The following is an 18,293-nucleotide window of genomic DNA, read 5'->3' as shown; positions in this document are numbered from 1 at the left end:
CCGACCCAACTGCGTATGAAATGCTCGGGAAATGATATAGAGTGGGGGAACAACGGCTGGCGTTGACAGATTTTTTCTTCGAGACGTAAACTAACGAAGGGAGGGAAGGAAATGAAACAGAAATCAAAGGGAGCGTATTGGCGAATGATTCGCCCGCATACCTTAACAGCAAGCTTTATCCCGGTATTGCTTGGGACGTTTATCGTTCTCAATCAAACTGACTTGAAGTGGGGACTTTTCTTGGCCATGTTGACGGCGTCAGTCCTCATCCAAATCGCAACGAACTTGTTTAACGAATATTATGATTATAAGCGTGGGCTTGATCATGAAGGGTCGATTGGAATTGGTGGTTCTATCGTGCGTGATGGGTTTACGCCGCAACAAGTATTGACGATTGCCCTCGGAATGTACGCGGTGTCGGCACTACTCGGTCTCTACATTGCCGCATCTACGAGCTGGCACTTACTCTGGGTCGGTGCTTTGTCCATGCTTGTCGGCTATTTGTATACCGGCGGTCCGCTACCGATTGCCTATACACCATTCGGCGAGATTGTCGCAGGAGTATTCATGGGGTATGTCATTATTGGGATCGCGGGATTTATCCAAGTCAATGAAGTGACGACAGAACTACTCGTCGTATCGTTTCCGATGGCGGTGTTGATTGGAGCGATCTTACTTGCGAACAACATCCGCGATTTGGATAACGATCGAGAGAACGGGCGGAAAACCATCGCTTGTCTCGTTGGTCATAGACGCGCGGTTTACGTGCTCGCAATCTTTTTTATTGCTGCATTAGTCGGTATCATCGTTGGAGTCGTGTATTACGGAATCACACCATGGGTTTTATTGTCGTTGCTCACCATTCCGGTTATGGTACGGGCGATTCAACGATTTTGGCAAAAAGCAGAGCCGTTGGCATTGATGCCGGCGATGGCGATGACAGCGAAAGTGAATACGTTGTTCGGGACATGGGTGGTCGTCGGACTCATCGTCTCGAGATTTGTTCTTTAAGGATAGGGGGACGAGCACGTGTCAGTCATAAAAGACATGCTTGAATTTAATAAACGGTTTGTGGCGGAAAAGCAGTATGAGCCATTCGTATCTGATAAGTTTCCGGATAAAAAAATTGTTATATTGACTTGCATGGATACACGTTTGACAGAACTGTTACCTCACGCGCTAGGGCTAAAGAATGGTGACGCCAAAATTATTAAAAATGCTGGGGCGGTCTTGTCGCATCCTTTCGGCTCGGGCATGCGTTCGATTTTAGTCGCCCTTTACGCATTGGGGGCGGAAGAGGTGGTGGTCGTCGGCCATTATGATTGTGGCATGGCGGCGATTGAGCCGACTGTCTTGATTGAAGAAATGAATAAACGTGGAATTGACTCTCGAACATTGGAAACATTGAAATCGTCAGGGATGGATTTGAAGAAGTGGTTGCACGGCTTTGACTCGGTTGAAGAGAACGTGAGACATTCAGTCCATCTCATTGAAGACCATCCGTTGTTACCACCAGGTACAAACGTACATGGATTTTTGATTGACCCAGAAACGGGGAGACTCGACCCGATTGAAACGTAAGAAGGAGCGCGTTCAGCTTGAACGTGCTCCTTCTTTGTCATCCGTACGTATTTGTAGGGATGTCGTCATAGTCATCCTCTTGCTTCTGCTTTGCTTTCTTTTTGTTCTTTTTGAAATCCCGTTCATATTCTTGCTCGCTCGGTGATTTGAAGAAACGCATCCACGTCGCATTGATTTCGGACCCGATGAGGATGATGATCCCGGTCAATTGTAACCAAAGCAAGGTAACGATGATTCCTCCTAGCGAACCGTACGTCGAATCATAACTTCCGAAGTTCGAGACATACAAGCTAAATCCGAGTGACACGAGTTGCCAACCGATGACCCCAAAAATGGCCCCTGGAATGGTACTTTTCCAAAACACATGTTGTTGCGGAGAGAGCTTATAAAAAATCGAAAGGGTCAAGATGAGGACGATCGTCGTCAAAACGTACCGAAACACGTTAATCATCGTCTCTTCGGCCCCGGTCAAATCGATGGGAAGATATTCGGTCACGAACGAGATGATTTGAGAACCGAACACGTTCGAGAGGATGAGTAGTAACATCCCGACCCCGAGTAAAATCGTCAATCCGAGCGCCAACCCTTTTTTGACGAAAAAGTTCCGTTCATCGTCTTCGCCATAAGCGTGGAGTGAAGTCGTCACGAGACGATCAACTCCTTTCGAAGCGGACCAAATCGCTAAAATCGCACCGAGAGATAACAGGCCGCCCCTCGGTTCGCCAATCGCCTCGAAAATCCCATTCAAAAATTCCGAAGCGGCTGACCCAGGTGCCAAATCATTCAGCTGGTTTTGAAATGAAGCTTGTGAGATATCAAAAAATGATAATAGTGCCAAAATGAAGATGATTCCGGGGAAAATGGATAAAAACCAAAAGAACGCCAGTGTAGCCCCGTAGTCTTGTACATCATGCTCTTTAAATCGTCGGAACAACTCTTTACCGAATGAGAGCCAATTCTTTTTTTCTTTCACTTCTGTCATTGCCATCATGAAACCCTCCTGACTCAATCGTTAGAAATCGATTCCCGGATTCGGTCGAGGATACACATGATTATTCCTCAGACAGCGTCAAATCATAGAAACGTGACTGGTGAGAGGCTAATGTTTCGGCGAGAGAAGGGGGGCGAACCGGAAGGTGTGGTAAGGCCGATCGCTTGATCCACATAGGGGTATACGAACCGTTCGTTTGTTCTTCTTGGAACTCTTCCCCTGTCCCGGTGCCGAATGTCCCTCCAGTTATTTTGGCCCAATAATATGGGTTTAACTCGTTGTTGAACACGACGTAGGCGGCGAGACCTTCTAAATCGACATGAACCCCAAGTTCTTCGAATGCTTCACGAACGGCAGTCTCTTCTGTCGTGTGACCATACTCGACACCGCCGCCGGGAAACACGTAATACAAATTATTTTCTTTCTCGCGTCGGATTAAAGCGACTTCGTCTCGGTCATTCACGAGAATAATCGCGCTTCTCAATTTTGTTCGAACCACTGCAATCGTTCCTTTCGTTCCTGTCATTTTGCACAAAACGCACCGACGATTCGCCGATGCGTTCAACTCAATCTTGAGCAGGTTGTTCTAATGATTCATACATGTCTTGTGTTAACCCATTCTCGTGCGATGCGATCACTTTACCAGCGACCCGCATTCCTAGACGAAGTGCATCATCGATTGAATGTTGCTTCATCAGTTCGGAAATGACAGCCGAGAAGAAGGAATCGCCCGCCCCGGTAGAGTCGGCGACTTTTACTTTCGTCGTCGGCACATGACCTTGTTCATTCGTACGAATGTCGACGTATACGGCCCCTAGCTCGCTCATCGTAACGATGGTGAGGGGGGCGCCTTTCATCGCAAGTACTTCTGCGACACGAAGCGCGTCGTCGACGGTGACGATTGACATATCGGACAAGATTTCTGCTTCCTCACGACTACAAATGAATCCGGTGAATCCTTGGAGTAAATGTCGATTTCGTTCAATGACAGAAAGGTGACCGCACACTCCATAAAGTGGTAAGTTCATTTCACGGCAAAGCTCAATCGTTTCATTCAATACGTTGACCGACAAGTCTAAGTCGATTGCGACCGCATCGCTCACTTCGAAAACCGTATCGATTTGACGTAAGATGGCTTCCTCCATCCGTGCCTCGTCAGGTTGTTTTGAGATGGACGTTTGGAGATCTCCATTGTTATCCATAACGGCGAGCCACATACCCATGCCATTATCTTCAAGCATGTCAACGCCATCGACATTTACGTTTAAGCAACGTAACTCATCGAGTACACCGACTCCGATTTGATCATTTGTAACGGTTGAGACGAAACGAACGTTGTTGCCGAGAACGCCTAAGTTTTGAGCAACGTTTCGACCTGTTCCGCCATTGGAGAAAGTGATGTCGCCGACGTTCTTCGCATCCTTATGGAGCGGTGCAAAAGAAGTCCCTTTAATATCGACAAACACCTTGCCGATGACTGCAATCGTATTCATATCTTGTACCACCTTTAAGCAATCTTTCGATCTGTTTCAGTCAATTAGACATATTGTTTCAATTATAACGAAATCGACATCTTGTTTCAATCGTCGATTCTAATTTGTCGAATAGGTCACTCCCACGATGAGGTGAGGAGTCGAAGTCCATTTAAGATGACGAGAATGGTAGACCCTTCGTGACCGATGACCGCAAAAGGCATGATGAGCAGTTCGAATATATTCGTTGCGATCAGGACGAGGATGACGCTCAGTGCAAAAATGACATTTTGAAGAACGATTCGATTAAGTTTGCGTGATTGACGAATGGCATCACTCAAGCGGACGAGGTCATTTTTCATCAAGACGACATCTGCCGTTTCGAGAGCCGCATCAGACCCTTCTCCCATTGCAATCCCGACATCAGCGGTCGCGAGTGCCGGTGCATCGTTGATCCCATCACCGATCATCCCGATTGAACCGTATTCTTCACGCAGTGCCTTGATCTGTGACACTTTCTCTTCAGGCAGACATTCAGCGATAAAACGCGTCAGTCCGGCTTCGTTCGCAATGGCACGGGCGGTTGCCTCGTTGTCTCCGGTAATCATAATGGTGGCGATCCCGAGGTCGTTCAGTCGCTGAATCGCTACGCTTGCTTCAGGTCGTAGCGTATCTCGGAGAGCATATGCACCGATTGTACGTGTTTCGTCACTAATGAAGACGAGTGTATGACCGGCTTCTTTCAAGCGAGCTACATCTTTTTCAAAAAAATTACCGCTCCGGTCGGCGAATGTTTGCTTACCGACACGATATGTCAGACCATCAATCGTTGCCTCGATGCCAGAGCCTGTGATGTCTTTGAAGTTTGTCATTTCACCTGCATGCTTTCCGGTATACGAGACGAGCGCTTCAGCGAGTGGGTGCATCGAGTGCTCTTCAATCAAACTGACGATTCGATTCACGTCGTCCTCGCGTAACTCTTTCGAAATGAGCGCTTCTTGTACAATCGGCTTCCCGATGGTGAGTGTACCGGTCTTATCAAAAGCGATGGCCTTTAAGCGTCCCATGTTCTCGATATGAGCGCCGCCTTTGAACAAGATGCCGTGTTTTGCCGAAGAGGCGATAGCCGCGAGTGCCGCGGGGGTGATTGCCGCGACGAGTGCACAAGGGGAAGCGACGACGAGGAGAATCATGCCACGATAGATGCTCGTTTCAAGAGACCATGATGTGAGAAGTGGTCCGAGTAAGATGATTGCCGCGACGGAGAAGAGGACGATTTGAACGTATCGTCCTTCATAGCGATCGATGAACTGAGCGGACGGTGATTTTTCTTCTTGCGCTTCCTGAACCATTTGAATGATTTTTTGAAACAACGTCTCGGTCGCACGTTTTGTCACTTCAATCGTCAATACGCCGTTCAAGTTGACGCTCGAACCGAACACTTCATCCCCGACTTGACGATCGACAGGTACGGACTCACCTGTGATGGCTGCCTCTTCTACAGACGCATTCCCTTTCGTGATACGACCATCGACAGGGATGCGTTCACCAGGACGAACGTAAATATGATCTCCGACTTTTAGGTCGTCGATATGCACGACTTCGAGCTCGTCGGAAGGGGTGAGGCGGGTCGCCTGTTCGGGCTGAAGTTCCATCAACGACTCGAGGGCACGTTCATTTTTATTCATTGTATACGTTTCGAGCGCGCCAGACAGGGCGAAAATGAAGATGAGAATCGCACCTTCCATCCAATAGCCGATCGAAGCGGCACCGATGGCAGCGATGATCATGAGTAGCTCGACGTTCAATGATTTTGTGTCAATCGTGTCTGTAATGCCTTCTTTCGCTTTCGCGTATCCTCCAATGGAGAAGGCGGTTAAGTAGAGGCTGACATAAATCCAAGAGGCTCCTCCTTGTGTTTCGGCAATATAAGCGAGTACAATCAATACACCGCTAATGAGCGCCATAATCAATTCGATATGTTCATACCAGTTGGCCCGTTTAAACACGTGCCTTTTTTCGTGTGTCATTGTTGAGGTATTCATCTAATCCCTTCTTCCTAATTGAGAATGAATCTCGTTTTAATGATAATGATTGAATATGATTATCATATTCAATTGGCTTAAAATCATGATATTTAGTCATTTTTTTGAGAATGATTTAATTATAATAATTATTATCTAGGTTTATTTTAACACGCGTGACCATGAGTCACAAATAAAAAGAATAAGGAGTTTTTATGTCATGCAAAATATATTTCAACGGCCGTGGACAGTGGCGTTGTTGGCAATAATCAACACATTGTTATGGGGAAGTGCGTTCCCGTTCATCAAACTGAGTTATGAAAAACTAGATATTCAATCGAATGAGTACGGACAGCAGTTGTTGTTCGCAGGCGAACGTTTTTTGCTCGCAGGGATTCTATTGCTCATCATCAGTCAGACCGTATTGAAACGGTCCGTCCGATTGACACGTGAAAAGGTTAAAGCGTATGCGCATCTCGGTTCATTTTTGACGTTCTTGCAGTACTTGTTCTTCTATATTGGCCTCTCAATCTCAACTGGGGTACAAGGATCGATCATTGCCGGTTCGACATCTTTTTTCCAAATGGCTCTCGCTCATTTCCGATATGAAGACGATAAGTTGAATCGATTGAAGGGGTTTGCTTTGACGTTTGGTTTTTCCGGAATTGTCATCGCAAACTGGCCGGCGACTGGATCTGAAGTTGGTTTTGGGTTAGGAGAGATTTTACTCATCTTGGCGATGGTGTCAGGTGCGTTCGGGAATCTAATCGCAAAAGATTATGCTAGTAAATATGATGTTGCTCCCATGACAGCCTGGGCGATGGTCATCGGTTCGATCGGACTACTCCTCATCGGATATATGTTAGACCCGAGTGGGGTTTCGATGCCGTATACAGGACAGACGCTCGCATTCCTCTTTTATTTAGCGATGCTGTCGGCAATTGGTTTTACACTTTGGAATACATTGATGAAATATAATCCGGTCAGTCGAGTTTCACTTTACATTTTCTTGGTCCCTTTATTCGGGGTCATGTTGTCCGGAGTTTTACTCGGTGAAACGATTCCGTGGAATGCGGTGGTCGGACTCGGATTCGTTATTGTCGGCATTTATTTGTCCACTTATTTTCAAGGGCGTCGTACGAAGAAAAGACAGAACGTTGTTTGAAAAGAGACGGAGTTGACGAAAATGCAATACCGTGACAAAATATATTAAAAATTCTGAATTTTAAAGTTCGAAAAATCGGTCTTCGTTTGTAAAGACTTGCGTGCGGAATCATTGAAAAGAAAGGAGGGGCAACAATGGCTAGGAATCGAATCGTTCGAAACATCCTCATCTCGCGTCAACCGAAAGATGAATACGTCAAGTACGTGATGAAGTGCGTGAGTCAAAGCTTAAAAGAACGTCACGGCCCGGTGGCGACACGCGCCACGAGACAAGGTGATGACATTCAGACGAGATGGCAGTTCAATGACCGTGTCGTCGAGGTGACGCTAAAGTCCGATGTACTCGCTTCGTTAGACACGGAACCTTTTGCATTAGACGAAGTCTTCATCCGAGCTTTACAGTTGAACGACGACGAAATGGAACGAGTAGTGGAATAAAACAGAGGCAGATGGTTCATGGGAACCATCTGCCTCTGTTTATAAGTCGATTGGCTTAGCGGTCGATGTGAAGAGTCGGAGCGCTAGAATACCGAGAATGACGGCATACATAAAGAAATAGACCTCTTTCGGTAAAGACAACCAGAAGGCCCCAATCATCGGACCTGAGATTGAACCGATGCTAAATGAGATGCTATAAAGCATGTTTCCGGTCGGCAGTAAGGAACGGGGAAGCACCTCTGTCATATGTGCCAAACCGAGTGAATAAGTCGATCCTAGCCCGGCGCCGGCAAGTGCAAATAGGAAGAGTAGACCGATATAGGAATCGACAACAAGATTCGCCAAAGCGAATACGAAGGTGCCAAACGTCAGTACGATTTGTAAGATCCGCTTCTTACCGTATAAGTCTGCGAGACGACCAAGAGGAAGCTGCACAGCGATTGACATGACGATGAACGTCGTGATGAGCGTGCTCGTCTCCGTCAAACTCATCCCGTTTCGTGACGTGAAGATTGGAAAGTTGGCATTCAAGCTCGCTTCAAGGAACCCGTATGTAAACGCGGGGAGGAGTGTATAGCCCGCACCAATCAGAATCAATCGGATCCGTCCCTTCGAATCCGTTTCCACTTTCTCGATTTCAGGGAACTCATTTTCGACTTTAAAGATGAGCATCAATGAAGCGAGGCAGAAAAAGACGATGATTAAAAACGGAAGCCAAAACCATATATCGACGAATGGGGCGATCAAGGGTCCCACCGCGAAACCGAGACTGAACGACATACCGTAATATGCCATCGCTCGACCGAGACTTCTCTTCTCGCTGGCGGATGTGACCCATACTTGCGAACCGTAATGTAGGGCGGAGTCGCCGAAGCCGATGAAGAAACGCATCATCGCCCAAACGAGTAGAGAAGGCCAAATTGGCAAGGCGAAGGTCGCGAAAGCCGTCATCACGATCCCGAGGACAATCGTCGGTCGAAACCCATATTTTCGGACGAATTGCTCAAGAAGCGGCGCGGAGACAATCACCCCAACGTAAAGCATCGTCGCATTCAAGCCGTTCACCCAAGCCGGTACCCCGTCCCGTTCGATCAGCGTCGAGAGAAGTGGGATGAGCGCACCTTGAATCAAACCGGAAATGAAGACAATCAATAATAAAATCATAAAACGAAAACGGAGCATAGCGTCACCTCGAGAAGTCAAAGTAAAAAGCCGAGAATTCTCTCAGCTTTTCGTGTCGTCAATCGGTTGTGTGGAATGGTTCAAGTGTAGCAACTCATCATCCCAACTACCTTGACTAAACATTTCATCATGATCTACTTTGTCTGAAACGAATGCGGCTGTCAATAAGATGCTAAGCACACCACCGAAGATGATGACGGTCATCACGGTAATCATCAATATATAAATCGCTGTCATCTGCACACACCTCGATTCATTTAATATATAGAACATTTCCCTAAATGAAATAATTAAAACGAAGTAGCGCGGCGTGATTTGAAATCAACAGTCGGGTAATAGGCTTGTTTGACCAACGCGTTTGGACCGAGGCATTTCACCGCAGGGCAGTGACAAGAGAGTGTAGCATTCAACTGACTGTTCGTCCATGTATCGTAAGCTTCTTGGAATGACGTGTCATATACGGTGCCTAGTGAACCGAGCTCATCACCGAAATCGGTCACGATGATCTGGCCATCAAAAATATTTGTATTGAGACGTGAACGGCCATCCGGGTCGTTTCGAACGGTCACATTTTTTGTCTCGTGAAGTCGTTTCAATAACGCGCGATCTTCGGGTAAATCAGAACAAGCATAGAATGGCAACGTACCGAACAACATCCATACGTTCTCGTCACGGACGTCGAGTAAGTCATGGATGGCTTGTCGCGTATCAGCGAGCGATGCCGATTCGAGAGCGCTAGCGAAGTCTGCGGGGTACATTGGGTGAACTTCATGTCTTTGACAACCGAGCGATACGATTTCTTCATGGATTTCTTTCAAGTGCGGAATCGTTCGTTTGTTGATCATCGTCTCCGCTGACACAATGATTCCTTCAGCGGTGAGTGCACGGGCATTATCTTTCATCGTTTGAAGCATTTTCAACCTTGCCTCTTCACTCGGTTTCCGGTCCATCATCGCGAATCCGCCTTCAAGGAAATCGGCATCGGTGCCCCAGTTATGCGAAATGTGCAAAACGTCCAAGTAAGGGGTAATAAGATGATAGCGAGATAACGGTAACGTCAAATTCGAGTTGATTTGCGTACGGGCCCCACGTTCTTTCGCATAACGTAACAATGGAACGACATAGTTGCGGACCGATTTCATGGACAGCATCGGTTCACCGCCTGTGATGGAGAAGGCACGCAAATGTTCGATCTCATCCAGTCGTTGAATCAACAGGTCGAGCGGAACTTCCGGTTCTTCTGTTTGGTCCAGCATATAACCGACTGCACAGTGTTCGCAGCGCATGTTACACAATTTTGTTGTGGTCACCTCGACGTTAGACAAGACGAGTCGACCATGTTCAATTTGATCGAGATACGCTTCCCACGGGTCGAAAGTTGGGGAGATGTTTTGCATGTGGATTCCACCTTTTCATCAAGATACACGAAATAGTATGCTATAATAGCAACTCTTTGTCACGAACCAAAGGAGCGATTACAAGATGGGTAAATCACGAACAGATACTGCCGGAAAGATGAACGTCCTAAAATCGAGAACGGAATTGCTATGTCTATCGGTCAATACGCTAGACGAGCACACGACACCTGAAGATTTACATCGCCTGTTAGCCGACATTGATTCGTTGCGCGCTAAAGTGGTGCGTTACGCCAAAGACTTAGAACAATCGTCTCGAAAGGATGAAGCAGATTGAAATTAATTACAGGAGATTTTAAAGATGTCACAGTCGAACGACTTGGCATAAATGGAGAAGGGATAGCGACAGTAAATCGCATGGTCATCTTCATTCCAAACTTATTGCCGGGAGAACGAGCAAAAGTCGAAATCACACGTGTAGAAAGAAATTACGCGGAAGCGCGTGTCGTCAAACGAGATAACGACTCGAAAGACCGTGTCAAAGCACCTTGTCCGATTTACGATGAGTGCGGGGGCTGCCAAATCCAACACATGAGTTCACGTCTGCAGATGGAATATAAGGAAGAAATCGTTCGGAACGCCTTCCGTCAAAAGACGAAACTCAACGTGGACAAGTCGGATATCCGTCCGACGATTGGCATGGAAGATCCGTGGTACTATCGGAACAAGTCACAATTTCCACTCGGCACACGTCGCGGTGAAATCGTATCGGGACTCTACAAGCCGAACTCGAATCATCTCGTACCGATCGAACACTGTATGGTCCAGCAACGGGATACGACGAACATCAACAATGCGATTGTCCGTATTTTAAACGAACTCGACATTCCCGTCTACGACGCACGCCGTGACACAGGATATGCACGTACTATCGTCGTCCGTTCAGGCTATAACACGAACGACGTACAAGTCGTCCTTGTCGTCGGTCATGAAGATGTCCCTGATTTAGATGAATTGAGCGAGCGGATCATGGCATTGCCGAATGTCGTTTCATTCCACATGAACATCAATGCGAACCGCTCAGGTGTCATTTTTGGCTATCGGACGGTCCATATCGCAGGTCAAGAGAAGATGGACGAACGATTGGACGATGTACATTATCATTTGTCTCCGCGCGCATTCTTCCAGTTAAATCCGGCACAAACAGAAAAGATGTATCGTGAAGTCGTTGAGGCTACAGGGTTGACGGGGGAAGAGCGTGTGATTGACGCCTATGCGGGTGTCGGGTCAATCGGTCTTTGGTTAGCCCCGCACGCAAAAGAGATTCGTGGAATGGAAGTCGTGCCAGAAGCGGTAGATGATGCGAATGATCACATGCGTGAGAATGGCTATGACCACGTCACGTATGTCGAAGGACGTGCCGAGCATTGGATTCCGCGTTGGGTGAAAGACGGTTGGATTCCTGATGTCGTCGTCGTCGACCCGCCACGGACGGGCATGGATCATCAATTGATCAACTCCATCATTTCGTCGAAGACGAAGCGAATCGTGTACGTGTCATGTAATCCACAGACACTCGCACGTGATGCCGATCAGTTGATGAAATCGGGATATAAAGTGAACTACGTACAACCGTATGACATGTTCCCGCAAACATCTCACGTCGAATCTGTCGTCGTATTTGAGAAAAAGAAAAAGAAAAAATATTGACGACTCCGTGACAACTCTTGTGAAGTAAGCGTTTTCAAGGTATAGTTCAGATGTCAGACTTCTCTTTTCAAATATAGAAGTGGAGGAACGTCCAATGATTTCAAAAGAACGCGTACAAGAACTCGTCGATCAAGCCATTCAAGCGCGCGAACGCGCCTATACACCTTATTCGAAATTTAACGTTGGGGCGGTCGTCATCGATACATCCGGAAAAGAGGTTACAGGATGTAACGTTGAGAACGCCTCATATGGTCTATCGATGTGTGCCGAGCGAACTGCAATCTTTAAAGCCGTCTCAGAAGGCAGTGACTCGATTGAAACGGTCGTCGTCGTCGGTGATACGGACGGTCCGATTTCACCATGTGGTGCATGTCGACAAGTGATCGCCGAATTTGCCAGCGATGACTTCACGTTGATTCTCGCAAACTTAAAAGGTGAAACAAAAGTGATGACGAAAGAAGAGATGTTGCCTTACGGATTTTCACCAAAAGATTTGACATAACAAGCTGCGGACAAACGTCCGCAGCTTGTTTACTTGTCCGTATATTTCTTTTCACTCACAGAATCGTCTTTAGAGTGACGTTTGTTCTTCTCATCCTTCACACGCTCATTCAACTCTTCGACCGGAATCGGGTCGACGGTTTGCATGCCTTCTTCGTCAAAAATGCTTTCTTTCTCCGTATCAACCGCATCCGGGTTGTCGAACGGACGTTTTGATTTAGGTCGTTTCTTTTCCATCCAATCGCCTCCTTCAACTAAACTTTCCACTAGACGAAACATTGTAAACGTTTTCCGAAATGGTTTTGATATGGTGAAATGGTGGAATGAAGAGTGCATAGTGAAGGAGGGGTTAGGATGGATCGGAAAGTAATGATGGGGATTGTACTAGGTGTCGCAGGAGCTGCGCTCGTTGCACCGAAAGTAGCGGCGCTACTTTCAGAGCGTGGGGAAGACGACACATGGCAAAAAATGGACGAGCGAGAGAGTGTGGATGCGAATCAAGATGAAGCGGAGCAGGGACTCACGCAACTTGATTCGAGTCATCGTGCCGAATGGCAGGCGAATGGATTCCCGCAGACGCATGCCGAGCGAGAACGACTCGAGCAAGAATCGGTCGACCAATATAAAGGGAAAGACATTTAAAAGCGCTCGATAAAAAAAGGGGGGACGACCACGGATTTTGGTGGTCTCCCCTTTCTCTTTTCAAGCTCATCACGTATCAAATGTTTCTTCAGGAAGGAGTGGCAAGCCGACCATGACGGTCGTTCCTTGACCGACTTCTGAACTGAAATGAATCGATCCTTCGTGTCGTTCGATGATATGCTTGGCAATGGCCAAACCGAGACCGGTCCCACCATCTTTTCGTGTTCTAGATTTGTTGACACGATAAAAGCGCTCTGTCAATTTATCTAAATCTTCTTTCGGGATGCCTCGTCCTTCGTCTCGAATTTCTGTAATCGCATAGTCTGTTTCAGCGAACGTCTTCACGTAAATCGTCTTGCCCGTCTCCGTATAGCGAAGTGCGTTGTCGAGAAGGTTGCCGATCACTTGTTCGAGTCGGTCGTGGTCCCCGAGAATGATCAAATCGAAATCTAAATCTGACTTGATTGTCACGCCTTTTGCCCGAGCAATCGGCTCGAGTCGATAGAGGACGTCTTCAAGCACTTGCGAATAGACGACCGGCTCTTTCGTCATTGGATAAGAGTCACGCTCTAATTGCGCGAGGTCTAATAAATCGCTGACTAGCCGTTGAAGTCGATTCGTCTCGTTCTCGATGATTTCATAATACTGCGTTTTCGTCTTTTCATCTAATGACTCATCTTGAAGCATTTCGGTATAACCACGTATATAAGAGAGAGGGGTACGTAGTTCGTGACTGACGTTTGCTAAAAATTCTTTTCGCTGTTCCTCGACGAGGCCGAGCGACTCAGCCATTGAATTGAGCGTATCGGCCAGTTCTCCAATCTCATCATCATACACAATCGGGATGCGGTGTGAGAAATCACCTTGCGCATACACTTGAGAGGCGCGCTTCATCTGAATCAGCGGCTGGATGATGGTGTCGATAATTTGTTTGCCGAATAGGAGCAAGTTTACGACCATAAGGATCAGCAAAAACGTAATCATGAGACGAATCGGTTGGAACGGCTCACTGATTTTACTGAGTTCCATGTAGAGGATGAGCGCATTATCAAGCTCCCCATCTCGAATGAGAGGGAAGGCGGTCATCAATATATCGACATCTTCGGTCGGATGCTTTCGAGTGACGGAGATGGCATATCCGTCCTGCAGACGCTCGAGGTCCTGTTGCCTTAAAAACGTCTTTCCGGAGCCGAGTGTATCCGCTCGGACCGAGGAAAGGAACACTTTTGTTTCTGTTAACTCATTCGTGTACGTCATGCTGTCCGCGAACGCATCAGAGAAACCGTCAGCCTTGTAGATGGTGACAAGTTTCTCCCCGCGATTGATGAGTAAGTCCTCTTGCGTTTGAATATAGAATTTATCGTATAGATAGAAGGTCATGATTAGAAACACGAACGCTGAGAAGAGGCTGGCTGTCCAAATGGTAATCCAAATCCGCTTCCTGATCGTGTATCGCTTCATTCGTTTGCCTCGAATTTATATCCGATGCCCCACACTGTGTGAACGTATCCGCCCGCCTCGCCGAGCTTTAAGCGTAGCGTCTTGATATGTGTGTCGACCGTGCGCAGGTTGCCGTGGTATTCGGTTCCCCATATTTGGTCGAGCAACTGTTCACGTGAGAATACTTTTTCGTCGTTCGTGATGAACAAGTAAAGTAAATCAAACTCTTTTCGAGTGAGGTTGATGGTTTTTCCTTTCACACTGACAGCGCGTCCTTCAATATCGATGGAGAGGACGCCGATATCAAACGTCGCATCCTGCTCTTTAGAAAAACTGTGTGTACGACGCAACGTGGCTTCGATTCGAGCCAGCAACTCGCGCGGGCTAAATGGTTTGGTGATATAGTCGTCCGCCCCGATCTTCAAGCCATGAATGCGGTCTAGCTCTTCTGAACGTGCCGTCAATAAGATGATTGGAACGTTCGAAAACTCTCGGATGCGCATGCAGGCCGTCAATCCGTCAAGTTCTGGCATCATCACGTCTAACAAGACGAGGTGAAACGACTCCTCTTTCAAACGATCGATCGCTTCAAGACCGTTTGAGGCGGTGACCGTCTCATATCCTTCTTTTTCTAAGTTTGATACAAGTAAGTCTCGCATTTGTTCTTCGTCATCAGTAACGAGTATACGAAATGTTGATTCTGACATATGCTATTCTCCTTTACGAAACAGTTAACGGGGGTTGTGACGAATCCCTCATACCTTTATCATACCTATCTCTTCGAATTAGAACAGATTTATTCGTCTGCGACAAGTTAACTCCAACAAATCCACACAAAAACGACACAAAAAAGCCAATTCTTTGACAGAATCGGCTTATGCTTCGAGTTGAGCTTCGTATGGGACTTCGTATTCTGGGGCATGGAGGGCATGCAAGTAGAGTTGGAAACTCGACTTCGACACCTCGAATAGAACATATTCGATTTCCCCTTGGTTAATCTCCGCAAGTAGCTCTGAACGAATCTCATTCGCACAAAATGCATATGAAAGCTTTTCTGCTGCGGCAATCGATCGTTCATTGGACTTACGAATTTTTAAAAATACACTTTCTATGTCAAGTTCGAAGAAGAGTTCTGAGAAGAAGGCTTCTTTCGCCACTTGATTATAACCTTTGCCGTGATACGGCTTGCCAAGCCACGTACCGAGGAATCCATACCCGGATTCGACATCGAACAAGCTGATTGTCCCGATCGGGGTGCCATACTCGTTCGTGATTGTACGTGAGATGAGATTTCCTTGCTCTTCTAGCTCGATGACTTGCTTCGTGCTAAATAAAAACTCGTCAAAATGGACCGTCTTTTGACGGACATACGGAAAGACATCTGGGTGTTGCATCAGTTCGAACAACTCCGCGCAGTCGGTGAGCTCACGAAATTTGAGCACCTTTACATTCCTCCTCCTATTTCAGACCGCTGAAGAATAGTTGTAACGAAAGCATACTTCTGGCTTCGCTGTTCGAACCGCCTTGGCTGCTTTATGAAGTTACAAGATAATTTTATATAGTATTCTTAAAAATGCAAGTAAATTATCTGTTGAAAATCTTATGAAAAATAATAAAGATCAATCGACCCCGTGATGCGTTTCTGCCCGGTCTGTTTTATAGACAATTTCCCCGTTTATGATCGTCATAATGGGCTTTGATAAATAATCGAGCGGGAAGTGGCTCCATAGAACGAGGTCGGCGTCTTTTCCGATTTCTAATGAACCGATTCGGTCGTCGACGCCTAGCGATTCAGCCGGATTGATTGTAATGCCTCGAAGGGCGATGTCTACAGGCAATCCTTCGCGTGCGGCAAGACCCGCACATAAATTTAAATACTGAACAGGCGTATACGGGTGGTCGGTCGTGATCGATACGATCATACCGTGCTCGTGGAGGATTCGATACGTTTCCCACGTCTTGTTTTGGAGTTCGATTTTTGATTTACGGGTAAATGTCGGTCCAACCGTGACGTGTTTCACACCAAGTTCCTGTAACTTTTCGGCGACGAGATGACCTTCCGTACAATGTTCAATCCGGTAATCGAGGTCGAACTCACGTGCGAATCGGACCACGGATAAAATGTCATCAGCACGATGGGCGTGGACGCGAATCGGAATGTCACGATCGAGGGCGAGTTGAATCATCTGACTGCCGAACGTTCCAATCGTCTTCGTAGACCCGACGGTACGGAACGCTTCACGAAGTAACCCCATGATCCCCATCCGCGTCAGATCACCTGTTTTTCCCATACTATGAATTCGCTTCGGGTTTTCACCGAGCGCCATCTTCAGTCCGGCGTAACGTCGAACGACCATATCGTCAATATAACGACCGTGTGTTTTGATGACACTCGTCACCCCGCCGATCACATTCATGCTTCCTGGCATGACCTGCACAGCGGTCACTCCTGCCATGCGTGCCTCTTGAAAACCTTCGTCAAGCGGGTAGACTCCGTCGATTGCACGCGCATGTGGCGTCATGGCTTCGACTGTTTCATTTGCGTCGTTTCCGACAGACCCAGTCCCCTCGTCATATAAGCCGAGGTGGGTGTGGGCGTCGATAAAGCCCGGGAATAAAAAGTTTCCTTCCGCTTCGATGACTTGTTCTCCGTCAAGTGGTTCGAGTAATTCGGACATCTCGACAATTTTGCCATCACGGACACGGAGGTCTCCGTAAAAGTGGGTTGAAGTAATCGGATAAATATGGGCATTTCGGATCAGTAAGTGACTCACCATTCATTCTCCTTACACATCTTTTAGTAGTTGCGTTAATGCGGACTCTAGTGTTTCGTAACGAAAATCAAAACCGTGTTGAAGCGCCTTCGTCGGAACGACTTTTGCTCCTTCAAGGACAATCACACTTTTTTCGCCAAGGGCGAGCTTCATCATCGGGGCAGGCGCCGGTATCCAATGAGGGCGATGCATCACTTTCGCAATCGTCTGTCCGAACTCATTCATCGTCACCGGCATAGGGGCGGTTCCGTTGAGCGGTCCTTCGATTGACTCAGTATCAATGGCATGGACGAACAATCGAACGAGGTCGTCTAAATGAATCCATGGCACCCATTGCTCGCCAGACCCTATTTTACCACCGGCCCCGAACTGATAGGGAAGTTTCATTAAAGGGAAAGCCCCGCCGTGATTGGACAGGACGACCCCGGTACGCATGGTGACGAGGCGTATACCGAGATCGCGAATCGGCTCGGCTTCTTGCTCCCAAAGGACGCATACATTCCCGAGAAAATTCGTACGTGTCGGTAATGGTGTCTCTTCTGAGTAGGTGATGGAGCGGTCTTCACCATATATGCCAATTGCCGAGCCGCTCACGACGACTTGAGGTTTTTGTTGTAACTGTTTAATGATTCGGACAACTTCTTTCGTCCCTTCGATTCGGCTTTGGAGGATCGCTTGCTTCTGTTTATGGGTCCATCGTCCATCATTGATTGAGGCACCGGCCAAATGAATGAACGCATCTGTACCCTCAAGTTCCTCTTCTGGTTTGCTATTCGGTGTCAACCATTCGATGAACGACACCCCGCGATGACGAGGACGTGGATGACGAGTCAGGACGACGACTTGGTGACCGGCATCGGCCAATGCGCGGACGAGCGGTTGACCGATGAGCCCGGTTCCGCCGGTGATTGCGATTTTCATGAAATTCCCTCCGATATCATGTGATGTTTCTAAAATGGGTATAAATCAGTATATCCAAATGAATACCCTTTCTTCTAACTTATCAAAAATCCTCTGAC

The 18,293-nt window shown here is 47.2% G+C and carries 21 protein-coding genes; 8 read left to right on the top strand and 13 right to left on the bottom strand.

The annotated features are described in order from the left end of the window. The first annotated feature begins 111 nt into the window (after positions 1–111). Together KNP00_RS06525 and KNP00_RS06520 are read left to right on the top strand one after the other, a co-directional pair. A complete protein-coding gene (locus KNP00_RS06525; RefSeq protein WP_215143403.1) occupies positions 112–1,011 on the top strand; it encodes a 1,4-dihydroxy-2-naphthoate polyprenyltransferase in 900 nt (299 codons plus the stop codon). A 36-nt stretch (positions 1,012–1,047) separates the two neighbouring features. Beyond that, a complete protein-coding gene (locus KNP00_RS06520; RefSeq protein ID WP_240542766.1) occupies positions 1,048–1,581 on the top strand; it encodes a beta-class carbonic anhydrase in 534 nt (177 codons plus the stop codon). Between the two features lie 37 nt (positions 1,582–1,618). Here KNP00_RS06520 and KNP00_RS06515 read toward each other — a convergent pair whose 3' ends face one another. The 4 genes from KNP00_RS06515 to KNP00_RS06500 all read right to left on the bottom strand — a co-directional run bounded on the left by KNP00_RS06515 (position 1,619) and on the right by KNP00_RS06500 (position 6,089). Continuing rightward, a complete protein-coding gene (locus tag KNP00_RS06515) occupies positions 1,619–2,569 on the bottom strand; it encodes a YihY/virulence factor BrkB family protein (protein ID WP_215143399.1) in 951 nt (316 codons plus the stop codon). 64 nt (positions 2,570–2,633) lie between these two features. Beyond that, complete coding sequence (locus KNP00_RS06510; protein WP_215143397.1) at positions 2,634–3,071, bottom strand: NUDIX domain-containing protein; 438 nt, start codon at positions 3,069–3,071, stop codon at positions 2,634–2,636. A gap of 67 nt (positions 3,072–3,138) precedes the next feature. Next, positions 3,139–4,065: a PfkB family carbohydrate kinase gene (locus KNP00_RS06505; protein ID WP_215143395.1), complete on the bottom strand. Its 927-nt coding sequence runs from the start codon at positions 4,063–4,065 to the stop codon at positions 3,139–3,141. A 116-nt stretch (positions 4,066–4,181) separates the two neighbouring features. Beyond that, entirely contained in the window at positions 4,182–6,089 is a 1,908-nt protein-coding gene (locus KNP00_RS06500; RefSeq protein WP_215143393.1) for a heavy metal translocating P-type ATPase, read from the bottom strand. 199 nt (positions 6,090–6,288) lie between these two features. On the opposite strand from KNP00_RS06500, the gene KNP00_RS06495 reads away from it, so the two are divergent. Together KNP00_RS06495 and KNP00_RS06490 are read left to right on the top strand one after the other, a co-directional pair. After that, a complete protein-coding gene (locus KNP00_RS06495) occupies positions 6,289–7,233 on the top strand; it encodes a DMT family transporter (protein WP_215143391.1) in 945 nt (314 codons plus the stop codon). 134 nt (positions 7,234–7,367) lie between these two features. Next, complete coding sequence (locus tag KNP00_RS06490) at positions 7,368–7,670, top strand: hypothetical protein (RefSeq protein WP_214701154.1); 303 nt, start codon at positions 7,368–7,370, stop codon at positions 7,668–7,670. A 39-nt stretch (positions 7,671–7,709) separates the two neighbouring features. Here the strand turns inward: KNP00_RS06490 and KNP00_RS06485 are convergent, their stop codons facing one another. From KNP00_RS06485 to yfkAB, 3 genes are read right to left on the bottom strand one after another with little or no spacing between them, the layout of a single operon-like run. Beyond that, positions 7,710–8,852, bottom strand: coding sequence for an MFS transporter (locus KNP00_RS06485; protein WP_215143389.1), 1,143 nt, complete (start codon positions 8,850–8,852; stop codon positions 7,710–7,712). Positions 8,853–8,894: 42 nt separating this feature from the next. Next, positions 8,895–9,089, bottom strand: a complete 195-nt coding sequence (locus KNP00_RS06480) for a hypothetical protein (RefSeq protein WP_215143387.1) — start codon at positions 9,087–9,089, stop codon at positions 8,895–8,897. Between the two features lie 53 nt (positions 9,090–9,142). Beyond that, the gene (gene yfkAB / locus KNP00_RS06475; protein WP_215143386.1) at positions 9,143–10,249 is read right to left on the bottom strand and encodes a radical SAM/CxCxxxxC motif protein YfkAB; all 1,107 of its coding nucleotides are present in this window, start codon (positions 10,247–10,249) and stop codon (positions 9,143–9,145) included. An 85-nt stretch (positions 10,250–10,334) separates the two neighbouring features. On the opposite strand from yfkAB, the gene KNP00_RS06470 reads away from it, so the two are divergent. The 3 genes from KNP00_RS06470 (at position 10,335) to KNP00_RS06460 (ending at position 12,419) form a co-directional block, all read left to right on the top strand. Continuing rightward, positions 10,335–10,544 (top strand): hypothetical protein, encoded by a 210-nt coding sequence (locus KNP00_RS06470; protein WP_215143385.1) that lies wholly within the window; start codon positions 10,335–10,337, stop codon positions 10,542–10,544. Then, complete coding sequence (rlmD, locus tag KNP00_RS06465; RefSeq protein WP_215143384.1) at positions 10,541–11,917, top strand: 23S rRNA (uracil(1939)-C(5))-methyltransferase RlmD; 1,377 nt, start codon at positions 10,541–10,543, stop codon at positions 11,915–11,917. Before KNP00_RS06470 ends, rlmD begins: the two co-directional genes overlap by 4 nt. Before the next feature lie 94 nt (positions 11,918–12,011). Beyond that, positions 12,012–12,419 carry a cytidine deaminase gene (locus tag KNP00_RS06460; RefSeq protein WP_215143383.1) on the top strand — a complete coding sequence of 136 codons (408 nt, stop codon included), beginning with the start codon at positions 12,012–12,014 and terminating at the stop codon, positions 12,417–12,419. 29 nt (positions 12,420–12,448) lie between these two features. Here the strand turns inward: KNP00_RS06460 and KNP00_RS06455 are convergent, their stop codons facing one another. Then, complete coding sequence (locus KNP00_RS06455) at positions 12,449–12,655, bottom strand: hypothetical protein (protein ID WP_215143382.1); 207 nt, start codon at positions 12,653–12,655, stop codon at positions 12,449–12,451. Between the two features lie 117 nt (positions 12,656–12,772). Here KNP00_RS06455 and KNP00_RS06450 point away from each other — a divergent pair, with 117 nt between their 5' ends. Next, positions 12,773–13,060 (top strand): hypothetical protein, encoded by a 288-nt coding sequence (locus tag KNP00_RS06450; RefSeq protein WP_215143380.1) that lies wholly within the window; start codon positions 12,773–12,775, stop codon positions 13,058–13,060. A gap of 69 nt (positions 13,061–13,129) precedes the next feature. Here the strand turns inward: KNP00_RS06450 and KNP00_RS06445 are convergent, their stop codons facing one another. From KNP00_RS06445 to KNP00_RS06425, 5 genes are all read right to left on the bottom strand, one after another. Beyond that, positions 13,130–14,521: a sensor histidine kinase gene (locus KNP00_RS06445; protein WP_215143378.1), complete on the bottom strand. Its 1,392-nt coding sequence runs from the start codon at positions 14,519–14,521 to the stop codon at positions 13,130–13,132. After that, positions 14,518–15,207 (bottom strand): response regulator transcription factor, encoded by a 690-nt coding sequence (locus KNP00_RS06440; protein ID WP_215143376.1) that lies wholly within the window; start codon positions 15,205–15,207, stop codon positions 14,518–14,520. The genes KNP00_RS06445 and KNP00_RS06440 overlap by 4 nt, the downstream gene beginning before the upstream one ends. Before the next feature lie 168 nt (positions 15,208–15,375). After that, positions 15,376–15,942 carry a GNAT family N-acetyltransferase gene (locus KNP00_RS06435; RefSeq protein WP_215143374.1) on the bottom strand — a complete coding sequence of 189 codons (567 nt, stop codon included), beginning with the start codon at positions 15,940–15,942 and terminating at the stop codon, positions 15,376–15,378. Positions 15,943–16,119: 177 nt separating this feature from the next. Next, positions 16,120–17,274 carry an amidohydrolase gene (locus KNP00_RS06430; protein WP_215143371.1) on the bottom strand — a complete coding sequence of 385 codons (1,155 nt, stop codon included), beginning with the start codon at positions 17,272–17,274 and terminating at the stop codon, positions 16,120–16,122. 12 nt (positions 17,275–17,286) lie between these two features. Further along, positions 17,287–18,195 carry a TIGR01777 family oxidoreductase gene (locus KNP00_RS06425; RefSeq protein WP_215143369.1) on the bottom strand — a complete coding sequence of 303 codons (909 nt, stop codon included), beginning with the start codon at positions 18,193–18,195 and terminating at the stop codon, positions 17,287–17,289. Between the last annotated feature and the right edge of the window lie 98 nt (positions 18,196–18,293).

Origin of the sequence: Exiguobacterium qingdaonense (genome assembly GCF_018617855.1) — a bacterium.
GTDB lineage: Bacteria > Bacillota > Bacilli > Exiguobacteriales > Exiguobacteriaceae > Exiguobacterium > Exiguobacterium qingdaonense.
Note: the sequence above shows the minus strand (reverse complement) of the source record. Positions and strands in the feature narration are given on the sequence as shown.

Bases quoted from the DNA above. Each gene is read 5' to 3' on its own strand.
- KNP00_RS06525 (WP_215143403.1), top strand. From the start codon at position 112: ATGAAACAGAAATCAAAGGGAGCGTATTGGCGAATGATTCGCCCGCAT.
- KNP00_RS06520 (WP_240542766.1), top strand. From the start codon at position 1,048: ATGCTTGAATTTAATAAACGGTTTGTGGCGGAAAAGCAGTATGAGCCA.
- KNP00_RS06515 (WP_215143399.1), bottom strand. From the start codon at position 2,569: ATGGCAATGACAGAAGTGAAAGAAAAAAAGAATTGGCTCTCATTCGGT.
- KNP00_RS06505 (WP_215143395.1), bottom strand. From the start codon at position 4,065: ATGAATACGATTGCAGTCATCGGCAAGGTGTTTGTCGATATTAAAGGG.
- KNP00_RS06500 (WP_215143393.1), bottom strand. From the start codon at position 6,089: ATGAATACCTCAACAATGACACACGAAAAAAGGCACGTGTTTAAACGG.
- KNP00_RS06495 (WP_215143391.1), top strand. From the start codon at position 6,289: ATGCAAAATATATTTCAACGGCCGTGGACAGTGGCGTTGTTGGCAATA.
- KNP00_RS06490 (WP_214701154.1), top strand. From the start codon at position 7,368: ATGGCTAGGAATCGAATCGTTCGAAACATCCTCATCTCGCGTCAACCG.
- KNP00_RS06485 (WP_215143389.1), bottom strand. From the start codon at position 8,852: ATGCTCCGTTTTCGTTTTATGATTTTATTATTGATTGTCTTCATTTCC.
- KNP00_RS06480 (WP_215143387.1), bottom strand. From the start codon at position 9,089: ATGACAGCGATTTATATATTGATGATTACCGTGATGACCGTCATCATC.
- yfkAB (WP_215143386.1), bottom strand. From the start codon at position 10,249: ATGCAAAACATCTCCCCAACTTTCGACCCGTGGGAAGCGTATCTCGAT.
- KNP00_RS06470 (WP_215143385.1), top strand. From the start codon at position 10,335: ATGGGTAAATCACGAACAGATACTGCCGGAAAGATGAACGTCCTAAAA.
- KNP00_RS06460 (WP_215143383.1), top strand. From the start codon at position 12,012: ATGATTTCAAAAGAACGCGTACAAGAACTCGTCGATCAAGCCATTCAA.
- KNP00_RS06455 (WP_215143382.1), bottom strand. From the start codon at position 12,655: ATGGAAAAGAAACGACCTAAATCAAAACGTCCGTTCGACAACCCGGAT.
- KNP00_RS06450 (WP_215143380.1), top strand. From the start codon at position 12,773: ATGGATCGGAAAGTAATGATGGGGATTGTACTAGGTGTCGCAGGAGCT.
- KNP00_RS06445 (WP_215143378.1), bottom strand. From the start codon at position 14,521: ATGAAGCGATACACGATCAGGAAGCGGATTTGGATTACCATTTGGACA.
- KNP00_RS06440 (WP_215143376.1), bottom strand. From the start codon at position 15,207: ATGTCAGAATCAACATTTCGTATACTCGTTACTGATGACGAAGAACAA.
- KNP00_RS06425 (WP_215143369.1), bottom strand. From the start codon at position 18,195: ATGAAAATCGCAATCACCGGCGGAACCGGGCTCATCGGTCAACCGCTC.